21 protein-coding genes and 1 pseudogene are annotated in these 24,774 nt (G+C 39.7%); all 22 read left to right on the forward strand.

Going from position 1 to position 24,774, the window contains the following annotated elements; genetic code table 11:
* The first annotated feature begins 620 nt into the window (after positions 1-620).
* A complete protein-coding gene (locus H6G75_RS01560) occupies positions 621-1,049 on the forward strand; it encodes a hypothetical protein (protein WP_190978306.1) in 429 nt (142 codons plus the stop codon).
* Positions 1,050-1,077: 28 nt separating this feature from the next.
* The gene (locus H6G75_RS01565; protein WP_190978242.1) at positions 1,078-1,917 is read left to right on the forward strand and encodes an ABC transporter permease; all 840 of its coding nucleotides are present in this window, start codon (positions 1,078-1,080) and stop codon (positions 1,915-1,917) included.
* Positions 1,918-1,942: 25 nt separating this feature from the next.
* The gene (locus tag H6G75_RS01570) at positions 1,943-3,232 is read left to right on the forward strand and encodes a polysaccharide ABC transporter ATP-binding protein (RefSeq protein WP_190978243.1); all 1,290 of its coding nucleotides are present in this window, start codon (positions 1,943-1,945) and stop codon (positions 3,230-3,232) included.
* Positions 3,233-3,251: 19 nt separating this feature from the next.
* Complete coding sequence (locus H6G75_RS01575) at positions 3,252-3,764, forward strand: acyltransferase (protein WP_190978244.1); 513 nt, start codon at positions 3,252-3,254, stop codon at positions 3,762-3,764.
* 81 nt (positions 3,765-3,845) lie between these two features.
* A complete protein-coding gene (locus H6G75_RS01580; RefSeq protein WP_190978245.1) occupies positions 3,846-4,883 on the forward strand; it encodes a Gfo/Idh/MocA family protein in 1,038 nt (345 codons plus the stop codon).
* The gene (locus tag H6G75_RS01585; RefSeq protein ID WP_190978246.1) at positions 4,880-5,974 is read left to right on the forward strand and encodes a DegT/DnrJ/EryC1/StrS aminotransferase family protein; all 1,095 of its coding nucleotides are present in this window, start codon (positions 4,880-4,882) and stop codon (positions 5,972-5,974) included. Before H6G75_RS01580 ends, H6G75_RS01585 begins: the two co-directional genes overlap by 4 nt.
* A gap of 12 nt (positions 5,975-5,986) precedes the next feature.
* The gene (locus H6G75_RS01590; protein WP_190978247.1) at positions 5,987-6,673 is read left to right on the forward strand and encodes a DapH/DapD/GlmU-related protein; all 687 of its coding nucleotides are present in this window, start codon (positions 5,987-5,989) and stop codon (positions 6,671-6,673) included.
* An 8-nt stretch (positions 6,674-6,681) separates the two neighbouring features.
* Positions 6,682-7,656, forward strand: a complete 975-nt coding sequence (locus H6G75_RS01595; protein WP_190978248.1) for an NAD-dependent epimerase/dehydratase family protein — start codon at positions 6,682-6,684, stop codon at positions 7,654-7,656.
* Entirely contained in the window at positions 7,649-8,863 is a 1,215-nt protein-coding gene (locus tag H6G75_RS01600; protein WP_190978249.1) for a DegT/DnrJ/EryC1/StrS aminotransferase family protein, read from the forward strand. Before H6G75_RS01595 ends, H6G75_RS01600 begins: the two co-directional genes overlap by 8 nt.
* An 87-nt stretch (positions 8,864-8,950) precedes the next feature.
* Positions 8,951-9,676, forward strand: a pseudogene (locus tag H6G75_RS33870) (DUF4082 domain-containing protein); the annotation flags it as partial.
* 33 nt (positions 9,677-9,709) lie between these two features.
* Complete coding sequence (locus H6G75_RS01610; RefSeq protein ID WP_397331225.1) at positions 9,710-12,751, forward strand: N,N-dimethylformamidase beta subunit family domain-containing protein; 3,042 nt, start codon at positions 9,710-9,712, stop codon at positions 12,749-12,751.
* Positions 12,752-12,902: 151 nt separating this feature from the next.
* On the forward strand, positions 12,903-14,555 hold the full coding sequence (locus H6G75_RS01615) for a glycosyltransferase (RefSeq protein ID WP_190978250.1): 1,653 nt from the start codon (positions 12,903-12,905) through the stop codon (positions 14,553-14,555).
* Positions 14,556-14,640: 85 nt separating this feature from the next.
* On the forward strand, positions 14,641-15,576 hold the full coding sequence (locus H6G75_RS01620; RefSeq protein WP_190978251.1) for a glycosyltransferase family 8 protein: 936 nt from the start codon (positions 14,641-14,643) through the stop codon (positions 15,574-15,576).
* Positions 15,577-16,143 (forward strand): acyltransferase, encoded by a 567-nt coding sequence (locus H6G75_RS33400; RefSeq protein WP_190978252.1) that lies wholly within the window; start codon positions 15,577-15,579, stop codon positions 16,141-16,143.
* A complete protein-coding gene (locus tag H6G75_RS01630) occupies positions 16,140-17,084 on the forward strand; it encodes a glycosyltransferase (protein WP_190978253.1) in 945 nt (314 codons plus the stop codon). Before H6G75_RS33400 ends, H6G75_RS01630 begins: the two co-directional genes overlap by 4 nt.
* Before the next feature lie 79 nt (positions 17,085-17,163).
* Positions 17,164-18,135 carry a glycosyl transferase gene (locus tag H6G75_RS01635; RefSeq protein WP_190978254.1) on the forward strand — a complete coding sequence of 324 codons (972 nt, stop codon included), beginning with the start codon at positions 17,164-17,166 and terminating at the stop codon, positions 18,133-18,135.
* Between the two features lie 45 nt (positions 18,136-18,180).
* Positions 18,181-18,984: a glycosyltransferase gene (locus tag H6G75_RS01640; protein WP_190978255.1), complete on the forward strand. Its 804-nt coding sequence runs from the start codon at positions 18,181-18,183 to the stop codon at positions 18,982-18,984.
* A gap of 20 nt (positions 18,985-19,004) precedes the next feature.
* Positions 19,005-20,051 (forward strand): glycosyltransferase family 2 protein, encoded by a 1,047-nt coding sequence (locus H6G75_RS01645; protein ID WP_190978256.1) that lies wholly within the window; start codon positions 19,005-19,007, stop codon positions 20,049-20,051.
* A complete protein-coding gene (locus tag H6G75_RS01650) occupies positions 20,044-21,261 on the forward strand; it encodes a glycosyltransferase (RefSeq protein ID WP_190978257.1) in 1,218 nt (405 codons plus the stop codon). Before H6G75_RS01645 ends, H6G75_RS01650 begins: the two co-directional genes overlap by 8 nt.
* 107 nt (positions 21,262-21,368) lie before the next feature.
* A complete protein-coding gene (locus H6G75_RS01655) occupies positions 21,369-22,415 on the forward strand; it encodes a glycosyltransferase (protein WP_190978258.1) in 1,047 nt (348 codons plus the stop codon).
* Positions 22,416-22,463: 48 nt separating this feature from the next.
* Positions 22,464-23,699, forward strand: coding sequence for a hypothetical protein (locus H6G75_RS01660; protein ID WP_190978259.1), 1,236 nt, complete (start codon positions 22,464-22,466; stop codon positions 23,697-23,699).
* 306 nt (positions 23,700-24,005) lie between these two features.
* Positions 24,006-24,743 (forward strand): FkbM family methyltransferase, encoded by a 738-nt coding sequence (locus tag H6G75_RS01665; RefSeq protein ID WP_190978260.1) that lies wholly within the window; start codon positions 24,006-24,008, stop codon positions 24,741-24,743.
* The last annotated feature ends 31 nt before the right edge of the window (positions 24,744-24,774 follow it).

The following is a 24,774-nucleotide window of genomic DNA, read 5'->3' on the forward strand; positions in this document are numbered from 1 at the left end:
TTTAGTGAAAATTTAAACAGGGAAAAACCAACTTTTTGTTCCTCTTACTGTTGATAACGAATTCACTAATTTAAAACCTAATATTTATTATTGATTGTTTAGTTTAGGAGGTAAATAATATTTATCTTTATAAAGAGAGCAAGCTATTAATAAAAAACTAGAGATCCAATCATTAGTTCCTTTTAAATGGGTTAGGATAGTGTTGACCGTTGAAAGAAGTAAAACTAATATTTTTTTACTACAGCGCAACACTTCCATCCATGAAGTTTGTAAGTTCAATAAAAATTGAAAACCAAGCTTAATTTGATAAAAAAACAAAGTTTCAAAATATGTTATAGTGGTGTGCAAAGGGAAAAATATTTAATTAGTTTCTCAAGGTGTATCAATAGTATGATGAAGATAAAATGCCGAAAAATGCTTGTTAAATAATATTTAAAACCGAACTAATAGACTTAATTAATAGAGTAAAAGATTCCGATAATTAATATAGTCTAAATCAAATTATTAGTCAGATGTCAAATATTTAGGAGATGGGCTTTGATGGTCACTTTGATCTCAGTCCCTCCACTGAAACCTTCCTTGTTTATCTATTTTGTAGTGTATTAGTGTGGGAGGCCGAATTGCAGAGAAGGTGTGACCGAAATCGGAAGCGATCAAAAAGAAGGGCAATCTACTGTCCAATTCATAGCTGCTATATAGATAGTTCCAGTCAAAAATATCAGATTTTTGCTGATAAACCAGGTCAACTGCAACAAAGAGGTATCAGTCGACGCAATGCGTTAATGCTAGTAGCAAGCCAAACAGCAGTTCTCATAGAAGGAGAATGGTTAGAGGCATTTTGGTGTGAACAGTGCCAACAGACAAAATGGTATCACGTACAAAAATCTAGCGATCGCACATATAAACTTTCACTAGCTCCACAAGAACTTTGGCAGCAAGTGACAGGGGTGATTCATCCATCTGGGAATCCCTCTGTAGGAGAGTTTACTCGTAGGCAGTCAAGACTGCTTAGTTATCAAGGTATGAAAGATTTCCAATTTGTAAGTTAAATAGACATAAAAACTTTAAATAAATACTATGAGTGGTCAAGATATAGCTTCCACACCAGAGCTAGTACTAGAAGCTGGAAAAGTTGAGCGTCAGTACTGGCAGGATTTGTGGCGCTATCGAGAATTATTATATTTTCTTGCTTGGCGTGACATCTTGGTGCGTTACAAGCAAACTGTGGTTGGTTTAGCATGGGCGCTAATCCGACCATTTTTGACGATGGTTGTATTTACTGTAGTCTTTGGGAATTTAGCCAAATTACCTTCATCCGCACCTTATCCAATCCTGGTATTTGCGGCAATGTTACCTTGGCAGTTTTTTGCCAATGCTCTGAGTGACTGTAGCAACAGCCTTATCGGTAATGCCAACTTGATATCTAAAGTCTACTTTCCTCGTTTAATTGTGCCGCTGAGTTCAGTAATTGTTAGCTTTGTAGATTTTATGATTTCTGGCACAATTCTACTGGCACTTATGGCTTGGTATAATTTTGTTCCTGATTGGCGGATTCTGACATTACCCTTATTTATTTGTATTGCCTTTGCTGCTGCCACTGGGGTAGGGCTATGGTTTGCTGCATTAAATGTAGAATATCGTGACTTTCGCTACATCGTGCCATTTATTGTCCAGTTTGGTTTGTACATCTCACCAGTTGGGTTTAGTAGCAACCTCGTACCAGAACAGTGGCGATTGCTGTATTCATTGAATCCGATGGTAGGAGTAATTGATGGATTTCGCTGGGCTATTTTAGGTGGTGATTCCAAAATTTACTGGCCAGGATTTTCCTTATCTCTAATCTTAGTGGGACTTTTATTACTAAGTGGCATCTGGTATTTCCGCAAAGTCGAACGGACATTTGCTGACGTAATTTAAATGGTAATCAATGGGAATAAAGCAGATGTCAGACAATGTAATTCGCGTTGAAAATCTTGGAAAAAAATATATTATTAGTCATCAACAGGAGAGTGCTGGCCGCTATCGCTACAAATCTCTCCGTGATGTGATTGCTAATAAAGCGAAATCTTTAACTCACAATTTCATCAAACCTGCTGAGAAAAAAATATCGAATCCACATATTGAAGAATTTTGGGCATTAAATGATGTTTCCTTCGAGATTAAACAAGGTGAAGCAATTGGTGTAATTGGACGCAATGGTGCAGGTAAATCAACGCTCCTGAAAATTCTGAGCCGGATTACTGAACCAACTAAAGGGCGTATCACCATCCAAGGCAGGGTGGCAAGTTTATTAGAAGTTGGTACAGGATTTCACCCAGAACTTACAGGTAGAGAAAACATCTATCTCAATGGTTCTGTGCTGGGGATGAGTAAAGTTGAAATTAAGCAGAAATTTGATGAAATAGTTGCCTTTGCCGAAGTAGAAAAGTTTTTAGACACCCCAGTCAAGCGATATTCTTCTGGAATGTATGTACGCCTAGCTTTTTCTGTGGCAGCTCATCTAGAACCCGAAATTTTAATTGTTGATGAAGTTCTAGCTGTCGGTGATTCCTCATTTCAGAAGAAGTGCTTGGGGAAAATGGATGATGTTGCAACCAAGGAAGGGCGGACAGTTTTATTTGTTAGCCATAGTATGACAGCGATCGCCCAGCTTACCAAACGCTGTATCTTACTTTCTAAAGGTAATATTCAGTTTGATGGTAATACTAATAAAGCTGTACAGCTGTATTTAGTTGGACAGAAAGATGATTCCATACCACCCGCATACTATCAAGCACCTGTAAATAAAACTGGTAATTACATCGCTTGGGCGCGAGTGCATACATCGGAAGCAGAGGGAATTCACTGTTGGGGCGAACCAATAACCGTTGAGTTTGCATTACACATCACTCAACCCCATGAGAGTCTGCGCTTTGCTTTTCAGATAGTCAATTCTTTACAGCAACCAATTTGCATTTTTTGGTTTTTTGAATCAAATGCTCCTTTTTGTCAAAAAACTGGAACATTTATTCTCCGCTGTGAAATTCCGAAATCAAGACTTTATATGGGTTCATACACTTTAACAACATGGTTGTCCGAAAGGCGTAGCGAGACTTTACAGGAAAATCTCCGAGAAATTTGCCCATTTGAAGTCACTATGCACAAATTCGAGCGTCCAGACTATGAATGGCAGTCTGATGAGTGTATTTATTTAGAAGATGCCGTTTGGCAATCTGTGGAACAAATCTCATAACAGCAAAAGGTAGAGTAAAGTGCCAATCAACGATGATGTCAAATTAGGTAAAAACGTCAAAATATTTCACACCAATCTGGTAAATCTTTACGGTTGTGAAATTGGTGACGAAACCAAAATAGGAGCATTTGTAGAAATTCAAAAAGATGTGATGATTGGTAGCCGATGTAAGATTTCATCACATAGCTTTTTGTGTGAAGGCGTTGTCTTAGAAAACGAAGTTTTTATTGGTCATGGAGTTATGTTTACCAATGACATTTATCCCCGTGCCACTAATGAAGATGGCAGTTTGAAAACAGGAGATGATTGGTGTGTTGTTAAGACATTAGTTAAACAATGTGCATCTATTGGCAGTAACGCCACCATCTTACCAGGCGTAACCATTGGTAAAAAAGCCATTGTTGGTGCGGGAGCAGTGGTAAATCATGATGTTCCTGATTATGCAATTGTAGTTGGAGTCCCAGCTAAAGTAATAGGTGATGTTCGCGATCGCTGTCAACAGTTGGAAGTCTCGGCCAACAATATCAGTTAAGCATAAACGTAGTGATTGAATTAAATTCACATACAAATTTTCAGATAGATTTTACTTTCTTTTGATTATTTAGTAAAAATAATGGGAAACAACGTAAATATCGGTGTTATTGGCTATGGTTACTGGGGGCCTAACCTAGTACGAAATTTTGCAGAGATTCCAGGAGGGCAGGTTACTAGTGTAAGTGACTTCAAGCCAGAACTCTTAGCAAAAGCCCAAACTCGCTATCCAACCTTAAAGGTAACTACAGATAGTCAAGATTTATTGAAAGACCCCAAAATTGATGCGATCGCGATCGCCACACCAGTTTCTACCCATTTTGAATTGGCATTAGCAGCATTGCAAGCAGGCAAACATGTGCTGGTAGAAAAACCGATGACTACAACTTCAGAACAGGCGATGCGGCTAATTGATGAAGCTCAAAAACGCAACCTAGTACTGATGGTAGATCACACCTTTGTTTACACAGGTGCCGTGCGGAAAATGCACGATTTGATTGCAGGCAATCAGTTAGGGGACATTTACTATTATGATTCTGTGCGCGTCAATCTGGGACTTTTTCAGCATGATGTCAACGTTATTTGGGATTTAGCTGTTCATGATCTCTCCATCATGAACTATGTATTGCCATCACAACCTTACGCAGTATCGGCTACAGGCGTGAGTCATGTACCTGGAGAACCAGAAAATATTGCTTACCTCACCTTATTCTTTGAAAATAACTTGATTGCCCATATCAACGTCAATTGGTTAGCGCCAGTCAAAGTACGGCGCACCCTGATCGGTGGTAGTCAAAGAATGATTGTTTATGATGACTTAGAACCCAGTGAAAAAGTCAAAATTTATGACAAGGGTATTACAGTCAATGGTAATTCTGAAAGCCTTTACCAAATGCTGATTGGTTATCGCACAGGGGATATGTGGTCGCCGAAGTTGGATGTTACCGAAGCTTTGCGGACTGAAGGCTTACACTTCATCGATTGTATTACCAAAGGCGATCGCCCACTAACCGATGGCAAAGCTGGGCTGCAAATCGTCAGAATTCTAGAAGCTGCAACTCAGTCTCTGAGACAACAAGGCCGACTCATCGAATTAAACAAAATAGAGGTAGCAGCATGATTCCATTTGTAGATTTAAAGGCTCAGTATTTAAGCATTAAAGACGAAATTGATACTGCTGTTCTGAAAGTCTTGGAAAGCACACAGTTCGTCTTAGGTAACGAAGTCAAAGCATTAGAACAAGAATTTGCGGCATATTGCAATGCAGATTACGGTATTGCTGTCAATACAGGTACCAGTGCGCTACATTTAGCATTACTAGCAGCAGGCATTGGTGCTGGTGACGAAGTAATTACCGTACCTTTCACCTTCGTAGCAACCACGGCAGCCATTTGTTATACCGGCGCTACACCCGTTTTTGTCGATATCGATCCTGTTTCCTACACAATAGATGTCACCCAAATTGAAAAAGCCATAACAGAACACACCAAAGCTATCTTGCCCGTACATTTGTACGGTCAACCAGCAGATATGGAGCCAATTTTGGATATTGCGCGTCGTCATGGTTTGGTGGTGATCGAAGATGCCGCCCAAGCTCACGGTGCTGAATACAAAGGACAAAGAGTAGGTAGTATTGGCGACATTGGTTGTTTTAGTTTCTATCCCGGAAAAAACTTAGGGGCTTACGGCGAAGGAGGTATGGCAGTTACCAACAATTCCGAATATGCTCGGACTATGGGAATGCTGCGTGACTGGGGTCAAGAACGCAGATATCACCATGTTCTCAAGGGTTATAACTATCGTATGGATGGTATCCAGGGAGCGATTTTAAGAGTTAAGTTGCGTTACATTGAAACCTGGACAGAAGCGAGGAGAAGCCACGCAGCATATTACAACCAACTCTTAGCAGAATCTGGTGTGAGCATACCCAAGGTAATGCCTTACAGCCGCCATGTTTACCATGTTTATGCAGTGCGATCGCCCCAAAGAGATGCTCTGCAACAAGGTCTGCAAGAAATGGAAATCCAAACAGGAATTCATTACCCCATTCCCGTCCATTTACAACCAGCATATTCTGAATTGGGCTACAAAGCTGGAGATTTTCCCCACGCCGAAGCCGCAGCAAAAGAAGTGTTATCTCTGCCAATGTATGCCGAACTAACCACAGAGGCGCAAACTCAAGTTGCTAAGGCAATAATTAGCTTAACATAACCCAGAAATTCAATGTCCGACCCAGGTACGATTAAGATAGCCAAAGCTGTCCACGGCTTACAAGCACAAAAGTTAGACCCTGACTTTGAAATTCAACTAGCAGAATATTTGCGTACTCAGTACGAACGACAATCATTAATCGAACTATATGCCAGGTTTGTGACCAGTGATGGCGACTTTGATGGGTTGATGCGTCGGGCAATTTGGCGTGCTACAGCACGAAAATTCGGACATAACGTTCGTATTGGTAATGATGTAGGCTTTAAACACTTGGAAACCTTTGAGATTGGCAATCAAGTATTTATTGGTTCCCAAAGCTACATTCAAGGAAGATTCGATGGGTCTTGTATTATCGGTAATCATGTTTGGATTGGCCCACAGAGTTACTTTGATGCCCGTAATTTAATTATTGAAGATTACGTCGGTTGGGGGCCAGGTGCCAAAGTACTAGGTTCAACACACACTGGCTTGCCAATTGACTTGCCGATTATTCAAACCGATTTAGAAATTAAACCTGTCAAAATAGAAACAGGAGCCGATATTGGGATGAATGCGGTTATTTTACCAGGTGTGACTATTGGCAAAAACAGCATTGTTGGTGCTGGAGCAGTTGTCACCAAGGATGTACCGCCATTTGCGATCGTGGCTGGAGTGCCTGCTAAATTTTTACGCTGGCGAGAAGGATATGAACCAACATAAGGAAGAATATGCAAAATAAACGAATTTTAATTACAGGTGGTGCAGGTTTAGTAGGCTCCCATATTGCCGATTTACTAGTAGGCGAAGGAGTCTCAGAAATTATTATTCTAGATAATTTCACCCGTGGACAATTGAAAAACCTTGCTTGGGCAAAAGAACATGGCCCTTTGGTCATTGTAGAAGGTGATATCCGAGATCAAAAACTTCTGTATGAAGTTATGCAAGGTGTGGATATAGTTTTTCATCAGGCAGCAATCCGCATTACCCAATGTGCTGAGGAACCACGGTTAGCGTTGGAAGTCCTGGCTGATGGCACTTTTAACGTTTTAGAAGCAGCAGTAAAAGCTGGAGTGAAAAAGGTAGTTGCGGCCTCATCAGCCTCAATATATGGAATGGCAGAGGAATTTCCCACAACTGAATCTCATCACCCTTATAATAACCGCACTCTCTATGGAGCCGCCAAGGTTTTCAACGAAGGCTTATTACGCAGCTTTTATGATATGTACGGGTTGGACTATGTAGCACTACGCTACTTTAACGTCTATGGGCCGCGGATGGATATTTACGGTGTATATACTGAAGTATTGATTCGCTGGATGGAGCGTATTATCAAAGGACAGCCACCACTGATTTTTGGTGATGGCAAACAAACAATGGATTTTGTATATATCGAAGACATTGCCAGAGCAAATATCTTGGCTGCCAAAGCCGATGTCACCGATGAAGTATTTAACATTGCTAGTAATGTAGAAACTAGCCTCAATGACCTAGCCTATAGTTTGGCAAAGGTAATGAATTCAGATTTACAGCCAGAATACGGGCCAGAACGTAAAGTCAACCCCGTGTCTCGCCGACTGGCAGATGTAAATAAAGCAAAACAATTACTGGGTTTCGAGGCACAGGTATCTCTGGAAGAGGGATTACATCGGTTAGTTAGTTGGTGGCGTGAACAAAAATTGGCACAGGAAGCAAGCAATGTCTGAGAGAATGCAATCTATCCCCATCGCTAAACCCTGGATAGGTGAAGCTGAAGCTGAAGCAGCTAAACGAGCGATTATGTCTGGCTGGATCACACAGGGGCCAGAAGTCACTGCCTTTGAGCAAGAGTTTGCTGCCTATGTAGGAGGACAGTATGCTTGTGCAGTCTCCAACTGTACCACAGCATTACACTTAGCACTCTTGGCTGTGGGTGTGCAGCCAGGGGATGAAGTGATTACCGTCAGCCATTCCTACATTGCCACAGCTAACAGCATTCGCTATTGCGGAGCAATACCAGTGTTTGTGGATATTGAACCACAGACATACAACATCAACCCGATTTTAATTGAGGATGCGATTAGCGATCGCACCCGTGCTATTCTCATTGTCCATCAGATTGGGATGCCTTGCGACCTCAAAGCCATCTTAGATATTTCCCACCGCCACAATTTGCCAGTAATTGAAGATGCAGCTTGTGCGATCGGTAGCGAAATTCTCTGGAATGGGCAGTGGGAGAAGATTGGCAAGCCTCATGGTGATATCGCTTGTTTTTCTTTTCACCCCCGCAAAATCATCAGTACTGGTGATGGTGGAATGTTAACTACAAACAACACAGAGTGGGACAAGCAATTTCGCCTTTGGCGACAACATGGAATGAGCGTACCTGACACTGTGCGCCACGGTGCAAAACAGGTAATATTTGAGTCTTACCCAATGCTGGGCTATAACTACCGGATGACTGATATTCAAGCAGCAGTCGGGCGAGAACAGCTCAAACGCCTTCCAGAGATTGTGGAGCGTCGGCGCTATTTAGCACAACGATACCAGGAAATACTCGCAGATATTCCTGGACTGAAATTACCGTCAGAGCCAACTTGGACAAAAAGTAACTGGCAGAGTTATTGCGTTAGGTTGCCACAAAAATGTGACCAAAGACAAGTTATGCAAACAATGTTGGATGCTGGCATATCAACACGTCGGGGCATTATGTGCGCCCACCGCGAACCAGCATATCAACAACATGAAACTTGGTTATGTGCCAATCCAAGAAAAGATTGCCAGTCTAGTCAAGGAAATTGCGATCGCCTTTTTGAAAGTGAGCAAGCACAAGACAATACTGTTCTCTTACCCTTATTTCACCAAATGACAGAACCAGAACAGGACTATGTTGTCAAAACGTTGAAAGTGGCTTGTCAAGACGCTAAAAATTAGCGTTTACATACTTTCTAAGCAGGTTGTTAAAAATCAAATTTCTAGCGACTTACTTCAGTAATAAGACTTTAATTATAAGAAATAGCTATGACTGTATTATTTACCAATCAAGCCCCAAGCATCGGTAACGCGACTGATAATAGTCCCTATGAATTAGGGATGAAATTCCGCAGTGCCACAACAGGACAAATTACTGCGATTCGCTTTTGGAAAGCTCCCAGTGAGACAGGCACTCATATTGGCAGAATCTGGTCGGCTACAGGAATTTTGTTAGCCAGTGTTACCTTTACCAACGAAACTGCTTCTGGTTGGCAGCAACAGACCTTAAGTACACCACTTACTATTCAAGCTAATACAACTTATGTCGTCTCTGTAAACGTCAACGCTTATTATGTTGCCACTAATGATGAACTAGCCAACACTATAGTCAATGGTGATCTGAGTTCAGTTGCAGATGGTAGCAATGGCGTATTTAATGGAACTCCTGGCAATTTTCCCACTACCTCCTTTCGCAATACCAACTATTACCGTGACATTAACTTTGTGGCAGTTGCCCAACCCACCATTACCAAACTCAGTGGTGATAATCAAACTGGTGCAGCTGGCGCTACCTTAGCTAATCAGTTAGTTGTCCAAGTTAAAGACAGTGCTGGAAATCCGCAATCTGGTGTGACAGTGAACTTTGCTGTTACCAGTGGTGGCGGGTTGATTTCACCCACTAGTGCAGTCACTAATGGCAATGGACAAGCTAGTACTAGCCTAACTTTAGGGTCTGTAGCTGGAGCAACAAATAGTGTAACCGCCACAGCAAATGGAATTGGTAGCGTCACCTTCTCAGCTACTACTATTGCTTCTGGAAATACACAAACAGTTTTGACAACTCAAGTCCCAAGCATCGGTAACGCGACTGATAATAGTCCCTATGAATTAGGGATGAAATTCCGCAGCGCCACAACAGGACAAATTACTGCGATTCGCTTTTGGAAAGCTCCCAGTGAGACAGGCACTCATATTGGCAGAATCTGGTCGGCTACAGGAACTTTGTTAGCCAGTGTTACCTTTACCAACGAAACTGCTTCTGGTTGGCAGCAACAGACCTTAAGTACACCACTTACTGTTCAAGCTAATACAACTTATGTCGTCTCTGTAAACGTCAATGCTTATTATGTTGCCACTAGTAGAGAATTAACTAATTCCATAGTTAATGGCAGCCTAAGTTCAGTTGCTGATGGTGGCAATGGTGTATTTGGTAATGCGGGTACTTTTCCCAGTAATTCTTACAATAACACCAACTATTACCGTGACATTAACTTTGTGGCAGTTGCCCAACCCACTATTACCAAACTCAGTGGTGACAATCAAAATGGTGCAGCTGGCACTACCTTAGCGAATCAGTTAGTTGTCCAAGTTAAAGACAGTGCTGGGAATCTGCAATCTGGCGTGACAGTGAACTTTGCCGTTACCAGTGGTGGCGGATCTGTTTCACTCACCAGTGCAGTCACTAATGCCAATGGACAAGCAGGAACATACTTAACGTTAGGTTCTGTGCCTGGGGCGACATTGGGTGTAGTTAATAAAGTAACTGCCACAGCAAGCGGAATTGGCAGTGTCACCTTCTCTGCCACAGCGATTCCTTCTGGCAATGCAGAAACAATTTTCACAAATCAAGTTCCAAATATTGATAATGCTACTGATAATAGTTCCTATGAACTAGGGATGAAATTCCGTAGTGCTAGAGGGGGACAGATTATCGCTATTCGTTTCTGGAAAGCTCCTAGTGAGACAGGAACTCATATTGGCAAAATCTGGTCAGCGACAGGAGAACTCTTAGGGAGTGCTACTTTTACCAGCGAGACTACTTCGGGTTGGCAAGAACAAGTATTCAATACACCTATTAAGATTGAGCCTGACATTGTATACGTTGTATCTGTAAACATCAACGCGTATTATGTAGCGACCACTAATGAACTAAGTGGCTCTATTATCAACAATGACTTAAGTTCGGTTGCAGATGGTAACAATGGAGTTTTTAGCGTGACTCCTAATACTTTCCCCACTAGTTCTTACCAAAATAGTAACTATTACTGCGACATTGGTTTTGTTGTGGGCAGTACCTTTATCAAAGTAAGTGGAGACAATCAAGTTGGTGCGATTGGTGAAACTCTTCCTAACCCTTTGATTTTAAGAGTGGTTGATGCCCAAAACAATCCCCAGGCAGCAACCACTGTCAGTTTTAGTGTGACCAAGGGTGGAGGATCAGTCTCGCGCAGTAGTGTAGTTACTGATGCTAACGGCTATGCCAGTACTAACTTGACCCTAGGATCAGTTCCCACTGGCCCAGGAGGAGTAGTAGTAACTGCTACAGTACCAGGCATTGGCAGCACCACATTTTCTGCCTCGGCTGCCCCAGCGAACCCCAACTCTATATATTTAGAAAATACGAATCCTGGCACAACTAACTGGAAATTGAGCAACCGTGCTAGTGGCGAAATTGCAGGTTATGCCTCCGCCACCAGTGTGAATAAAGGTGAGTCTTTACCTATTAAGGTTTCTTTGTCACAAGCTGGGCAGTTCACCATAGATGTGTACCGTTTGGGTTACTATGGTGGTACAGGAGGCAGGCTAATGGCTAGTAGTGGAGTGCTTAATGGTACAACTCAACCAGCCCCTATCCCAGATCCTGTTACCCGTTTGATTGAGTGCAATTGGTCTACTTCCTATACTCTACCAGTAGGAGGTAATTGGACTAGTGGTCTTTATGTAGCAAAGTTGACAGATAAAACAACTGGTAAACAGGCCCATGTGTGGTTTGTTGTGCGTGATGATAACAGCAATGCGGATATTCTCTTCCAAAGTGCCTGTAACACTGTTCAGGCATACAGCACAATGGGGTCATATAGTTTGTATGGTTTTAACAGTCTGAATGGTCAAAGGGCTTTCAAGGTTTCCTATGATCGTCCTTACTCACAAGCAAGTTCTCAGGAATCTTACGAAGCTGATACACCTCTGCGATGGGAATATAACATGGTGCGGTGGCTGGAATCTCAGGCTTACAATGTCACCTACACTGATAATGTGCAGATCCACGTAAATGGGCAAAGTTTACTAAACCATAAGGTATTTTTGTCTGTGGGTCATGATGAATACTGGTCTAAAGAAATGCGTGATGCAGTTGAAGCTGCCCGTAGTGCCAGAATTAATCTGGGATTTTTCTCAGCCAATACTTGCTATTGGCGAGTACGCTTTGAAAATTCTACTTCTGCATCTGGGTCAGTGCGGCCTAATCGCGTTATGGCTTGTTACAAGCAAGATTGGTCACAAGATCCTGTAGCCCAGCAGCAGGGAGCATCAGCAGCCACTAATAAGTTTCGGAGTGTTCAAAACCAACGGCCAGAAAACGCTTTGTTAGGAGTTATGTATGGTGGCGATACCTTAAACATATACGGGGGTTATAACTTTGTTGTTAGCAACAGCAGTGATCCTTATTATGCAAACACAGGACTCCAGAATGGCGATCAACTGCCTCTGTTAGTAGGCTATGAATGGGATTTTATTGTTAACAATGGGTCTACTCCTGCTGGTTTAGTCATTTTATCTCAGTCCATAGTTGACCCATCTGAGAGCTTATCACCTAACTTCGATGAACCAGTCGAAGAAAGAGTATTACCTTCAAATCAAGACTATACCAAATCTCATTCTGTTCGTTACACTGCCAGCAGTGGTGCTAAAGTCTTTGCTTCAGGAACTATTCAATGGGCTTGGGGGCTAGACAGTGATAATGTTACTCCAGCAAGGGAAGATATTCGTGTCCAGCAAATAACAGTTAATGTCTTAGCAGATATGGGAGCAATACCTCAAGCTCCCAACGCAAATCTGATTGTTCCTTAAATTATCTTAGCTCTATCTGGCAGTACAAAATGTGAGCTAAACCTTTGGATAGAGACGTTGAAATACAACGTCTCTAAAAAATATAAATTTAAGATTATTTTCTTAAATAAGTATTAAAACTTATGGGCAAAAACTGTGTGTGTGATTTGATATGAAAAGAGAATCCCAAAATACCTTGAGTCTCTGGCAACAAGAAGGTATTAATCTCATTCCCCAAAACTTTGCAGTATTTCATAGTCTGCTTTTACAAGCAAAGACGCTAGTTAAGCGTCGTAAGTATGAGGATGGGACGGTTTGTGCAGAAATGGCAGCCAAGTTTGCCTGTGGCCAACCTTGTGGGTTGTTTGTGAGTTGGGAGCTTGAGCAAGTTCTACTAGAAATTGGAAAACATGCAATTAAACAAAATAGTTATCTGAAAAAAGAGGCTGTAATATCTAAATCTAATAGACCAAAGAATATATTACACGTATGTACATCTGTCATGTCCATTGGTGGACATTCCAGAATGCTTTGGCGTTGGATGCAGCAAGATCAAGAAAGTATCCATTCACTGGCTTTGACGAAGCAGGAGTCGCAGGAAATTCCCCAAATTTTACAAGACTGTGTGAGCAAGAGTGATGGCAAAATATATGTATTAAATCAGGAATCTGACAATATTATTTCTAGAGCTACAAAGCTAAGGGAAATTGCGGCAACAGCCGATCTAGTTATACTGCACGTATATAATCAAGACGTAATTCCTATGATTGCCTTTGCCAATAAAGAGCAATCACCACCAGTGGTATTTGTTGATTATGCAGACCATCTTTTTTGGCTAGGTGTTAGTATCAGCGATTTAGTTGTTAATTTACGCGAGTCTGGTATGCGCTTATCACAGAAACGTCGGGGTGTTGAAGCGCAGCGCAACGTACTCTTACCGACAATTGTAGATCCTACTTATAGAGAACTTTCCCGTGCCGAAGCGAAGCAAAAACTTGGTATTGCAGAAGATACTATTGTACTGCTGTCAATAGCGAGGTCTGTTAAGTACAGTAGAGCCGTCAATGGCATGACTTATGCTGATGCACATATTCCTATCTTGCAACAATATCAAAATGCTTGTTTGTTGGTTGTGGGAGCCAATAATCCAGGGGATTGGTCAACAGCTATTGAGCAAACACAAGGTAGAATTAAAGCGATCACTGAAACCCAAAACACTGCCATATATTACCAAGCTGCCGACATTTATGTTGATTCGTTTCCATTTGTTTCCATTACATCTTTATTAGAAGCTGGAAGCTATGGAGTACCTTTAGTCAGCCGTTATCCTTATTCTTCCGACGCTGCTGAAATTCTTGGCGCTGATATGCCTGGTTTAACAGGTAATCTCATTCGCGTGCGTAACGTGGAAGAATATACAGATGTGCTATCGCACTTGATAGCAGATGAAACATATAGGCTTACTTTAGGAGAAGCAACCAGAAACAAAATATCCCAGGCACACTGGCCAGAAAATTGGCGCTCCTTTCTAGAAAATGTCTACACTGTGGCTACTACAGTCAAGCCTATCACCGATACTTTGGCTGCCAAAGATCAGATGTTTTTGGGTGAGCCAGATGTTTTCCTACCCAATGTCCACGGCTGGTACTTCGATTTTACCCTAGCGATTCAACCTTTCCTAACTTTTATACCTTTCACCAAACGGCTTTATTACTGGTATAAATTAGTGAGAAAACATGGACTGCAAAATCGGCTCAGTCTGTTGTTACCTAATTGGCTTTATTCATTTTATCAAAGCTTCAAATTGAATTATTTTAAGCCATAGCATAATATTTATGACTGAGATGCAGTCTAAGTTATTTTTTTGTACAGATTTAAACTTATGGATATCAATATATAGATAAAAAATCATGAGTATTAGTGTAGTTTGTACTATAGACAATAACTATGCACAACATTGTGCAGTTATGTTATCTTCTTTATTTCAAAATAATAAAAATGAAGATTTTACGGTTTACATCCTTACTGACGGATTAAGTTCGGAAAATAATTATAAACTTAACAAATTTTTATCTCAAAGTAACAAGAAATTTCAAATTATCAATATAGATAAAAGTCTTTTAAGAAATGCCCCAATTAGTCATCATATATCTTTAGCAACTTATTTTCGGCTATTTATTCCGCAAGTTATACCTTCTAATATTGACAAAGTTCTATTTCTTGATTCAGACATGATTATTCGTCAGTCTATTGATGAACTTTGGCAGAAAAATATTGATAATTATAGTCACGCCGCAACCATTGCAGTTGGTATGGATGAACATCCTACTGCAATTGGGCTGCCAAAAAATTCACTTTATTTCAATGCTGGTTTAATGTTAATTAACCTGAAATATTGGCGTGATTTTAACATTTTTGACCGAGGGTGTGAACTGATTTCACAACAGCCAGAAAAACTACAATGGCATGACCAAGATACTTTAAATATTCTCCTTCATAATTCTTGGTTGCCGATAGATTTAATTTGGAACTCACAAGTATTTATGGATGATAAAGAACTACCAATCAGTTCTGTTTATCATGATAGATACGAAAAATTAAATTATGCCAAAGCTAAATCTGATCCAAAAATTGTTCATTTTGTGGGAGGTGGGAGTGCAAAGCCTTGGCATTATGCTTGTAAACATCCATTCAAGCATGAATATGCAAAATATCTTCAAGATACGCCTTGGAAAGATACAGTTCCCATTGGTAAGCCCAGCTTGATTTCCCAAATTAGATTTCGTCTCGGTGTCGGTAGTAAACTGCGTAATCTCTTTCAGATTTTAACTAAAAACCCTGTTTAAATGTTGCTTTTATTTAACCGCCTCCTGACACAACAAAAAAAACTGATCAATAGTTGGCAGGAACTTTATCTAAAATTAAGTGGCGTAGAATTAGATTCTTCTTGCACTATAAATAAGCAAATTTCGGCTCGGCTGGGATTTGCCAATGGCTCTCCTGGCAAAATTTCCTTATCATCAAATGTAGAGTTAGAACAAGGAGTGGTTCTGCACGCTTGGGGAGGAAATATCACGATCAAAGATAATGTTTTTATTGGGCCTTATACCGTAATTTATGGTCATGGAGGCGTAACTATTGGGCAAGATTCCCTAATTGCTATGCACTGCCGTATTCTTTCCTCAAATCATACTATTCCTGAACAATGCGATCGCATTCGTTGGCAACCTGATATTTTGCTGCCAACAACCATAGGTAAAGATGTTTGGTTGGGTGCAGGAGTTACTGTTTTAGGTGGAGTCACAATTGGCGATGGTTGTGTGGTTGGTGCTGGCTCTGTTGTGACTAAAGATTTACCTCCTTATTCCATTGCTGTCGGTGTTCCAGCAAAAGTTATCAAAACACGTATATGAATCCTCTAATTTCAGTTATTATTCCTACTCATAATCCTAATTTAACTCGATTGCAAAGAACCTTAGATGGATTGCGATCGCAGTCTTTATCCTATAGTGATTGGCAGTTAATTATTATTGATAATGCTTCTAGCAATCCAGATTTATTTGCTAATTTAGACTTGTCTTGGCATCCCCATACTAAAATTATCCGTGAGGAACGTCTAGGGTTAACCAGAGCAAGAATTGCGGGTATTCAAGCCAGCCAAGGCAAATATATTGTCTTTGTTGATGATGATAATGTCCTCTGCCCTAATTATCTGCAAGACACTATCAAGATTTTTAACACCTATCCCAAATTAGGGGCAATAGGTGGTAAATCTCTGCCGGAATTTGAAGTTGATCCCGAACCTTGGGTAAAACAATTTTGGGGTTGTTTGGCATTGCGAGATTTAGGAAATGACATCAAAATTTATGCTTACGACCAAGACCCAAATAGCGAAAAACAACACCCTGAATTTGCCCCTATTGGTGCTGGAATGGCTTTGCAGCAACAAGCCGCAAAATTTTATGTTAACAGTATCTTAAACGATAGTCTGAGATTAGGTTTAGACCGTACTGGTAAGAGTTTACAATCTGGTGGTGATTGTGATATTAATCTGACTTTGCTTGATGCCGGCTGGGCTGTTGGTTATTTTCCCCAACTACAACTTACTCATCTAATTTCTCTTAATCGCTTAACAAAAAATTATCTGGCTCGACTCAATTATTCCTCTTCCCGTTCCTGGGTGCAAGTATTAGATGCTCATAATATTCGCCCTTGGGGAAAAGTTGCTAGTTGGACTGTTCATTTGAGGAAAGCTAAAGCTTTTGTTAGCTGTCAACCTTGGAAGAGTCCTGCTAATTATGTACAGTGGCAAGGTGCTTGTGGGCTGTTTGAAGGTTTAGCAATGTTGAAATAGTGTTTGTCAGGTGGGCAATGCCCACCCTACGTATATTTACGATAAATATATATAGATAGTAATTTAAATAATATTTAATATGACTGCCAATCAGCAACTCCGCTACTTAGCTAAACAATGGGGATTGGGTGCGATCGCCTACAAATTATACTATGCTCCCAAGGGATTTTTAGAAAAAATATCCCGTCAGGGAAGTATCAATATGACCATTGATTATTGGTCACGCCTCCAGATGGAAGCTGCTGCCGATAAACTGCCCACAGTTGAGGTTAAATCATCCGCAACATTTTTAGATATTTATTTTTTGAGTGGGCGCAAATTTTGGTATCAAACCTGCTTTTGTGCCTACTCAATGCAACAACACACAAATTTGATATTACGTCCAATTATTTATGATGATGGTTCTTTAGATCAGCAATATCAAAACAAGATTAAGCGAATTTTCCCTCATGCTCAAATTATTCTGTTAGCGGAAGTTGAAGAACGCATAGAGCAATATTTACCACAGAGTAAATTTCCCTATCTCAGAGAACGCCGCCTCAATTATCCCAACCTGAAGAAATTAACAGATATTCATATTGGCTCTCAAGGATGGAAACTGGTACTTGACTCTGATATGTTGTTTTTCAATACACCTGATTTTCTCCTAGAATGGATCACATCTCCTCAGCAACCTTGCCACATGGTAGATGTCGAAACCTGCTATGGTTACTCCCAGACTTTTATGTCTTCTCTAGCCCAGGCAGAAATTACAGAGCGATTGAATGTAGGAATTTGCGGTTTAAAAAGTGAGGATATCGATTGGGAAAAACTAGAATATTGGTGTAAAACCATGATTGAGAAACATGGTACTCATTATTATCAAGAACAGGCACTTATTGCTATGTTAATGGCAGGTCAGCCCTGCGCTGTTGCTCCAGCTACAGATTACATTGTTTTGCCAAATCAAGCAGAAGTCATTCAGCCCAAAGCTGTTTTACACCACTATGTAGCATGCTCTAAATCCTGGTATTTCCGCTATGGATGGAAACATATTTTATCCAAAAATTAACATGAATAAATTATTGGGTACTGAGATTGATAATCAGAAATTTTTATGTTAAAGACTAATAAAATTATTCAAGGTTTATGGATAGGCGGTGAGCTTTCCATTATGGAGCAACTGTCTATCAACTCATTTATAAAATGTGGGCATGAATATCACCTATATGTTTATGGGGATGTGCAAAATATTCCCATAAACACGGTAATTAGGGATGGTAACGAAATTTTACCATCTGAGCGAATTTTTACACACAAATCGGGATGGGGTAAAGGCAGTTATGCTGGATTTGCCGATCTTTTTCGATACCATCTTTTAAAAAAAGTAGGCGGTTGGTGGGTAGATACTGATGTAGTTTGCCTTAAACCATTTGACTTTGAATTAGAATTGGTAATTTCCTCTAGTTATGAAGGCAAGTGGGGTACTTTGGCTAATAATTGCGTCTTAAAAGTACCCCAAGATAATGAGTTAGCCACCCAGTTGTGTGAAATCAGTAATAGCAAAGAGCCAGAGAATTTAGGTTACGGTGATATTGGCCCCTTGCTATTACAAAAAGTCGTGCGGGAACTAGACTACAAAAAATATATTGTCTCCCATGAATTGTTTTGCCCATTAACATGGAGAGCGGTTGATAAAATAGTTTATTCTCCTGAAAAAATTACAGCTAAAAAGGCTGTTGATGCAGTGAAAGATTTGATTAGACCAATTATTCGACCTGAAACCAATCCAGGGAAAATTACTACCAAAAGTTACGCGGTTCATCTATGGAATGAAATATGGCGACAAAATAATTTAGATAAAAATGCTAAATATGACAAAACCTGTTTATATGAACGCCTCAAAGCTAAATACCTATAATTTATTACTATATATTAATTATGAGTGTAGAACCTTTAGTTTCCATCCTAATACCTGCCTTTAATGTAGAAGCATGGCTAGCACAAACCCTAGAATCTGCCTTAGCCCAGACATGGCAAAACATAGAAATCATTATTGTAGATGATGGTTCAACGGATAACACCCTGTCAGTAGCCAAAACTTTTGCCTCCTCTAAAGTTAAAGTCATCAGTCAAGAAAATAGCGGACAAAGTGCTTCTGAAAATCATGCCTTCCAAGAAGCTCAAGGAGATTTTATCGAGTATCTTGATGCAGATGACTTATTAGCACCAGATAAAATTGAGCGACAAATTCGCCTTTTGGGTGATAGCAATTCTGAATTTGTTGCATCAGGAGAATGGGCGAGATTTTATCAATCTCCTGATGAAGCTTTGTTTATTCCCCAACCTCTGTGGGCAGATATGTCACCAATTGATTGGTTAATTTGTGCTTGGGAAAATCATTTGATGATGCACGGAGCAGCTTGGCTAATTCCACGCCACATTGCTGAACGAGCCGGCAATTGGAATGAAAAGTTATCTTTGATTAACGATTTTGATTATTTTAGTCGCATCTTATTAAATAGTAAAGGTGTTAAATTCTGCCAAGGTGCAAGAACTTACTATAGATCCGGTAATTCTAATAGCTTAAGTGGTTCAAAATCTCGTCGGGCTTGGGAATCAGCTTTTTTAGCTTTAGAACTTGGCACAAGTAATTTATTAGCTAAAGAAGACAGCCCACGAACACGCCATGCTTGTGCAACCGTTTTTCAACGCTTCATTTATGAAGTTTACCCAGACGCACCTGATCTTCAGAAAATAGCACAAGACAAGGTGCAGAAATTTGGTGGTTCTGAGTTGCAAGCATCGGGAGGGCCAATGTTTAAATTGCTCTCCTCTTGTTTAGGCTGGCAAACAGCTAAAAAAATGCAGAGATTTGTCTATCAATTTGGATATGCAAAAGCTGCTGTGGGTTGGAAATTTTTTAGATTTAGGGACAGAAGCTCGTATCTATTAAAAGAGAGCAAATTCAGTAAAGAAAATGGCTAAAATACTGATTTTAATTGGCGCTCATCTTTGTACAGCTCCTCGCCCTCAAAAAGAAGCCGAAGCTTTAGCAAATGCAGGTCATGATGTTACAGTTGGGGGTTTTTGGTTTGACCCAGAGTTAGTAGAGCGTGATCGCCTACTCATGGTAAACAAAAAATGGCGATTTGTACCCATCATTGACTTTCAACCAAGCCAAAAATTTCACAACTTGCTTATTCGTTTACAAGGACGTTTAGCTAGAGAAAAATTTCAACGTTTCGGCAGATTTTCGCCTGAACTGTTGGGTTATGGAGCTAAAGCAATGCTCAAAGTAGCTCTGAAAACCCGTGCAGATTTAACAATAGTCCACTCAGAAGCAGGGCTTTGGGTAGGAAATCAACTTCTAGACAGGGGTTTCAATGTTGGTGTAGATTTTGAAGACTGGTTTTCTGAAGACTTGTTACCAGAAGCCTGTCTTAGTCGTCCCATTACACAGCTAAAGCTTTTAGAAAGTCGGCTAGCCAAGGAATGTACTTATTGTCTAACTACTTCCCAAGCCTTAGCTGAAGCTATAGCCAAAGCTTACAAAGCACCTAAACCTACAGTAATTTATAACGTTTTTCCTAATTTAGAGCGATCGCAAATCGATCAGCAAAAACGTGATCGGCAAAACCTTAACATACCCTCTGTGCATTGGTTTTCCCAAACCATTGGGCCAGGAAGAGGTTTAGAAACCTTATTCCAAGCATTACCACATATCACCATTCCTTTAGAAATTCATTTACGGGGTCATTATCCAGAAAGTTCCCGCCAATGGTTAGAACCATTAATTCCCCAAGCTTGGCACAATCAATTATTTATACACCCTACAGTCGCAAATACAGAGTTACTCTCTCGCATTGCTGAACATGATATTGGGTTAGCTTTAGAATGTACCGACATCGATAGCCGTAACCTCACAATTACTAATAAACTTTTCCAATACTTACAAGCAGGTTTAGCAGTTATCGCTACTAATACCATCGGTCAACAAGAAATTTTTAGAGAATTTCCTCACATTGGTCAATTAATTCCGAGTAACTCTCCTCAAGCACTGGCCCAAGGATTAGAAACTTTATTAACTAGTCCAGAAAAACTAGCCAAGGCAAAAGCAGCAGCACTGCAAGCGACACAAGAAAAGCTTAATTTTGACTATCAAGTTGAGCGCCTTTTGAAATTGGTTAAGTGCTAGGGCTTGTTTTCCAAGGGTTTAGGGGTTTAGGGGTAGATTCAACGTTGATTTTTCTGTCTCATGCGTAAGTCTTGTAACTAACAAAAATAAATTATTTAATAACAGAAATGCGGATATTACTAACAGCTGATCCAGAACTTCCAGTACCACCAAAACTTTATGGTGGTATTGAACGTATTGTTGATTTACTCGTTACTGGACTACAAAGCAGGGGTCATACAGTAGGGCTAGTTGCTCATCCTGAATCTACCTCAAAAGCCAGTCAATTTTTTCCTTGGTGGGGTAAACAATCTCAAAACAAATTAGATGCTTTAAAAAACACCACAGTTTTGTGGTCTGCTGTACAGCGATTTCAACCAGATATTTTGCATAGTTTTTCTCGCATCCTTTATTTATTACCCCTGCTGAACTCTGGCTTACCCAAGGTCATGTCTTATCAACGTAACCCCAGCCTACGCACTACAAACTGGGGGACAAAATTAGCTAAAGGTTCTCTTAGCTTTACTGGTTGTAGTGATTATATTTGTGGTATTGGGCGCAAAGCAGGCGGAGTTTGGCAGACAATCCACAACTGCGTAGAATTAGAAAAATATACATTCCAACCAACTGTAAAAGCCGATGCTCCCTTGGTTTTTCTCAGTCGAGTTGAAAGTATCAAAGGAGCGCATCAGGCGATCGCCGCAGCTCGTCAAGCCAAAAAAACCCTAATCATAGCAGGTAATCAAGTCAATTCCCAGGAAGGAAAAAATTACTGGGAACAAGAAATTGCTCCCTATTTGGGCAAAGATGGAATTGAATATATTGGCCCAGTCAACGATGAGCAGAAAAATGAATTACTTGGTCAAGCCGCAGCAATGATTGTTCCTATTCAATGGGATGAACCATTTGGTATTGTTTTTGCGGAAGCTTTGGCCTGTGGTACACCCATAATTTCCTCTCCTCGCGGAGCTTTACCAGAAATTGTCCGTCAGGGTGTAGATGGTTATTTAGTCAATAATCTGGAGGAAGCTTGTAACGCTATCCAAAACATATCTCAAATTAATCGTTATGACTGTCGTCAGCGTGTAGAAAATTGCTTTTCTGCTGATGTAATTGTTAGTAAATACGAGCATACTTATCAGAGTTTAGTATCTATTCAAATGCAAATAGCCTGAAGGTTATAGATCGAAAATACCAAGTTGTTTACTAAATTAATATAGCCAATGCAAAAAATACAACGCTTAATAAATCTTTTTTCTGCTCTAATAGAATTAATTATCAGAGAGAAGAGATTACCACAAAGATTGACTGAAAATTACTTTTTTCATGCTCCTGGTTACATAGTAAGACGTTTTCAACATCAATTAAAATCTATTAAATCAGATACCCCTGTAGTTTACTTACCTCATGTAGGACAAAGGTATGTATTTCAAATACTGCACCTGCTGAGTTTAGCTTATCCCGAAGTAATATTCCTCTGGGATTTTAACATTAATAATTATATAAAATTAGGTTATGAAGGTAGAAGGCTTTTTTCTCTAAAAAATGTAAAAATTGTTCCCCCAGCATCTTATAAATTGCCAACAGAAGTAGTAGTCAGCCCTGATAATAATCAAAGCGAGTTCTTGAAGATTACAGCAGCCAAAAAACAGATAATTATAGAAAACGATGTATCGCAAGAGCCTAAGCAAGACTCTTTCATGCTGCCTTATGGGGTTCACCCTTATTTTCTCCAAAATTATGCAGAATTTAATAGCAGCATTAAAAAATTGCGTTCTCAAGACAGAGCAATATCTGTTTTGTTCTCAGGCGCTACTGCTTTTGTAATCGATAAATATTTAGTTGAGAGATATTATCATGTGCCTTCCCGTGACCGATGTGTGGAATTTTTAACAGAAAATTCCACAAGACTCAATATAGCTATTATCCAAGAGTTCCCAGAAAGAAAGAAATTTAATGATAATCCTGGTAGATACAAAGATTACTCACTAGTTCTTTGTAAATGTAAAGGGTTGCCGGAAAAGTGGTTAGATGAATTGTCTACTGCTAATTTCTTCTTAGCACTTCCTGGTAGCCATATGCTGATGTGTCACAATGCAATCGAAGCTATGGCTGTAGGTACAATTCCTATTATCAGCTATGAAAATTGGTTTTTTCCCAATTTGATTAATGGAGAAAACTGTTTAACCTATAAATCCTTAGAAGAACTTCCTCTAGTCATAGCTTATGCCAATCAATTGGAAAAAACTGTGATTGAGAAAATGAGAAAAGCTGTTATGGATTATTATGATAATTATCTCAATCTTGTAGAAGTTGTAAACTTTATCAAAAACTATCAAGGTTGCCAACTCCATTTATATATTAATCATGAAGATGCAGAAACCTTGCGGAATTTAACAGACAAATCAATTATTACTCGTGGTGGTAGTCTGCAAACCTTTCTTTCTATTCCTAGATAAATAATTAACTTAGATAAAAGGCATGAAATCTATTAATTTGCTATTACCTCTAAGTTGGATATAATCTTTTAATTTTCAACACAAGTTCTGAAGGGGCGAAACATGGCTAATATTCTAATTGATTCAAAGGTGTAAGCAAATTCTGGTAAAAGAAGATAGGTCAATCATTGTTAAGAAGGTTAAGAAGACCTATCTATTGAATATTTTACCTAAATTTTATCAAACGAACTTAGAAAATCAACTATCAGAGTCACGATTATTGTTTTTCAACCTACTAGTTAATGTCCTTTATTGGTGAAAATTACCATGAATGTATCAGGAATTTCTAATCAATCCTTGTTAGGAAAAGTTTTGCGTTTGCCACTAAAACTAATTCCTCCTACAACAATTTTACCTATCCTCCAGGGTAGACTTAAAGGTAAGCGTTGGATCACTGGTTCTAGTCAGCATGGTTGTTGGTTAGGCAGCTATGAATATGATAAACAAATTTTATTCGAGCAAACTATTACAGATGGAAGTATTGTATTTGATTTAGGCGCACATACTGGGTTTTATACACTTTTAGCTTCCACCTTGGTAGGTGCTAAAGGCAAAGTATTTGCCTTTGAACCAATGCCTATTAATGTTAAATATCTCAAACAACACCTGCAATTGAACCGTATAGCTAACGTTACTGTCATGGAAGCTGCTGTTTCAGATACTACAGGCATTGCTTATTTTGAATTAAATTCCTCTAGTTTTCAGGGACAATTATCATCAAAAGGTACTCTGGAAGTAGCAACAGTTAGCCTTGATAACTTAATTGCTACAGGGGAGATTCCTACTCCCAACTATATGAAAATAGATGTAGAAGGAGCAGAAATGAAAGTTCTTACTGGTGCTAAAACCATGCTAATTAATGCTCATCCAACTATATTTTTAGCAACCCATAGTGTAGAACTTCATCAACAGTGTATTAATTTCCTAACTTTATTAGGTTACAAAATCAAACCTGTCGGTAATAAAAATTTAGAAGAATGTGAAGAAATTATAGCTGTCTATTAAAAGTAATCAATACTATTCGTGAGTGAAAAAT

The sequence above is a fragment of the Nostoc sp. FACHB-280 genome (assembly GCF_014697615.1).
GTDB lineage: Bacteria > Cyanobacteriota > Cyanobacteriia > Cyanobacteriales > Nostocaceae > Nostoc_B.

Bases quoted from the DNA above. Each gene is read 5' to 3' on its own strand.
- H6G75_RS01565 (WP_190978242.1), top strand. From the start codon at position 1,078: ATGAGTGGTCAAGATATAGCTTCCACACCAGAGCTAGTACTAGAAGCT.
- H6G75_RS01570 (WP_190978243.1), top strand. From the start codon at position 1,943: ATGTCAGACAATGTAATTCGCGTTGAAAATCTTGGAAAAAAATATATT.
- H6G75_RS01580 (WP_190978245.1), top strand. From the start codon at position 3,846: ATGGGAAACAACGTAAATATCGGTGTTATTGGCTATGGTTACTGGGGG.
- H6G75_RS01585 (WP_190978246.1), top strand. From the start codon at position 4,880: ATGATTCCATTTGTAGATTTAAAGGCTCAGTATTTAAGCATTAAAGAC.
- H6G75_RS01590 (WP_190978247.1), top strand. From the start codon at position 5,987: ATGTCCGACCCAGGTACGATTAAGATAGCCAAAGCTGTCCACGGCTTA.
- H6G75_RS01595 (WP_190978248.1), top strand. From the start codon at position 6,682: ATGCAAAATAAACGAATTTTAATTACAGGTGGTGCAGGTTTAGTAGGC.
- H6G75_RS01600 (WP_190978249.1), top strand. From the start codon at position 7,649: ATGTCTGAGAGAATGCAATCTATCCCCATCGCTAAACCCTGGATAGGT.
- H6G75_RS01615 (WP_190978250.1), top strand. From the start codon at position 12,903: ATGAAAAGAGAATCCCAAAATACCTTGAGTCTCTGGCAACAAGAAGGT.
- H6G75_RS01620 (WP_190978251.1), top strand. From the start codon at position 14,641: ATGAGTATTAGTGTAGTTTGTACTATAGACAATAACTATGCACAACAT.
- H6G75_RS33400 (WP_190978252.1), top strand. From the start codon at position 15,577: ATGTTGCTTTTATTTAACCGCCTCCTGACACAACAAAAAAAACTGATC.
- H6G75_RS01630 (WP_190978253.1), top strand. From the start codon at position 16,140: ATGAATCCTCTAATTTCAGTTATTATTCCTACTCATAATCCTAATTTA.
- H6G75_RS01635 (WP_190978254.1), top strand. From the start codon at position 17,164: ATGACTGCCAATCAGCAACTCCGCTACTTAGCTAAACAATGGGGATTG.
- H6G75_RS01640 (WP_190978255.1), top strand. From the start codon at position 18,181: ATGTTAAAGACTAATAAAATTATTCAAGGTTTATGGATAGGCGGTGAG.
- H6G75_RS01645 (WP_190978256.1), top strand. From the start codon at position 19,005: ATGAGTGTAGAACCTTTAGTTTCCATCCTAATACCTGCCTTTAATGTA.
- H6G75_RS01650 (WP_190978257.1), top strand. From the start codon at position 20,044: ATGGCTAAAATACTGATTTTAATTGGCGCTCATCTTTGTACAGCTCCT.
- H6G75_RS01655 (WP_190978258.1), top strand. From the start codon at position 21,369: ATGCGGATATTACTAACAGCTGATCCAGAACTTCCAGTACCACCAAAA.
- H6G75_RS01660 (WP_190978259.1), top strand. From the start codon at position 22,464: ATGCAAAAAATACAACGCTTAATAAATCTTTTTTCTGCTCTAATAGAA.
- H6G75_RS01665 (WP_190978260.1), top strand. From the start codon at position 24,006: ATGAATGTATCAGGAATTTCTAATCAATCCTTGTTAGGAAAAGTTTTG.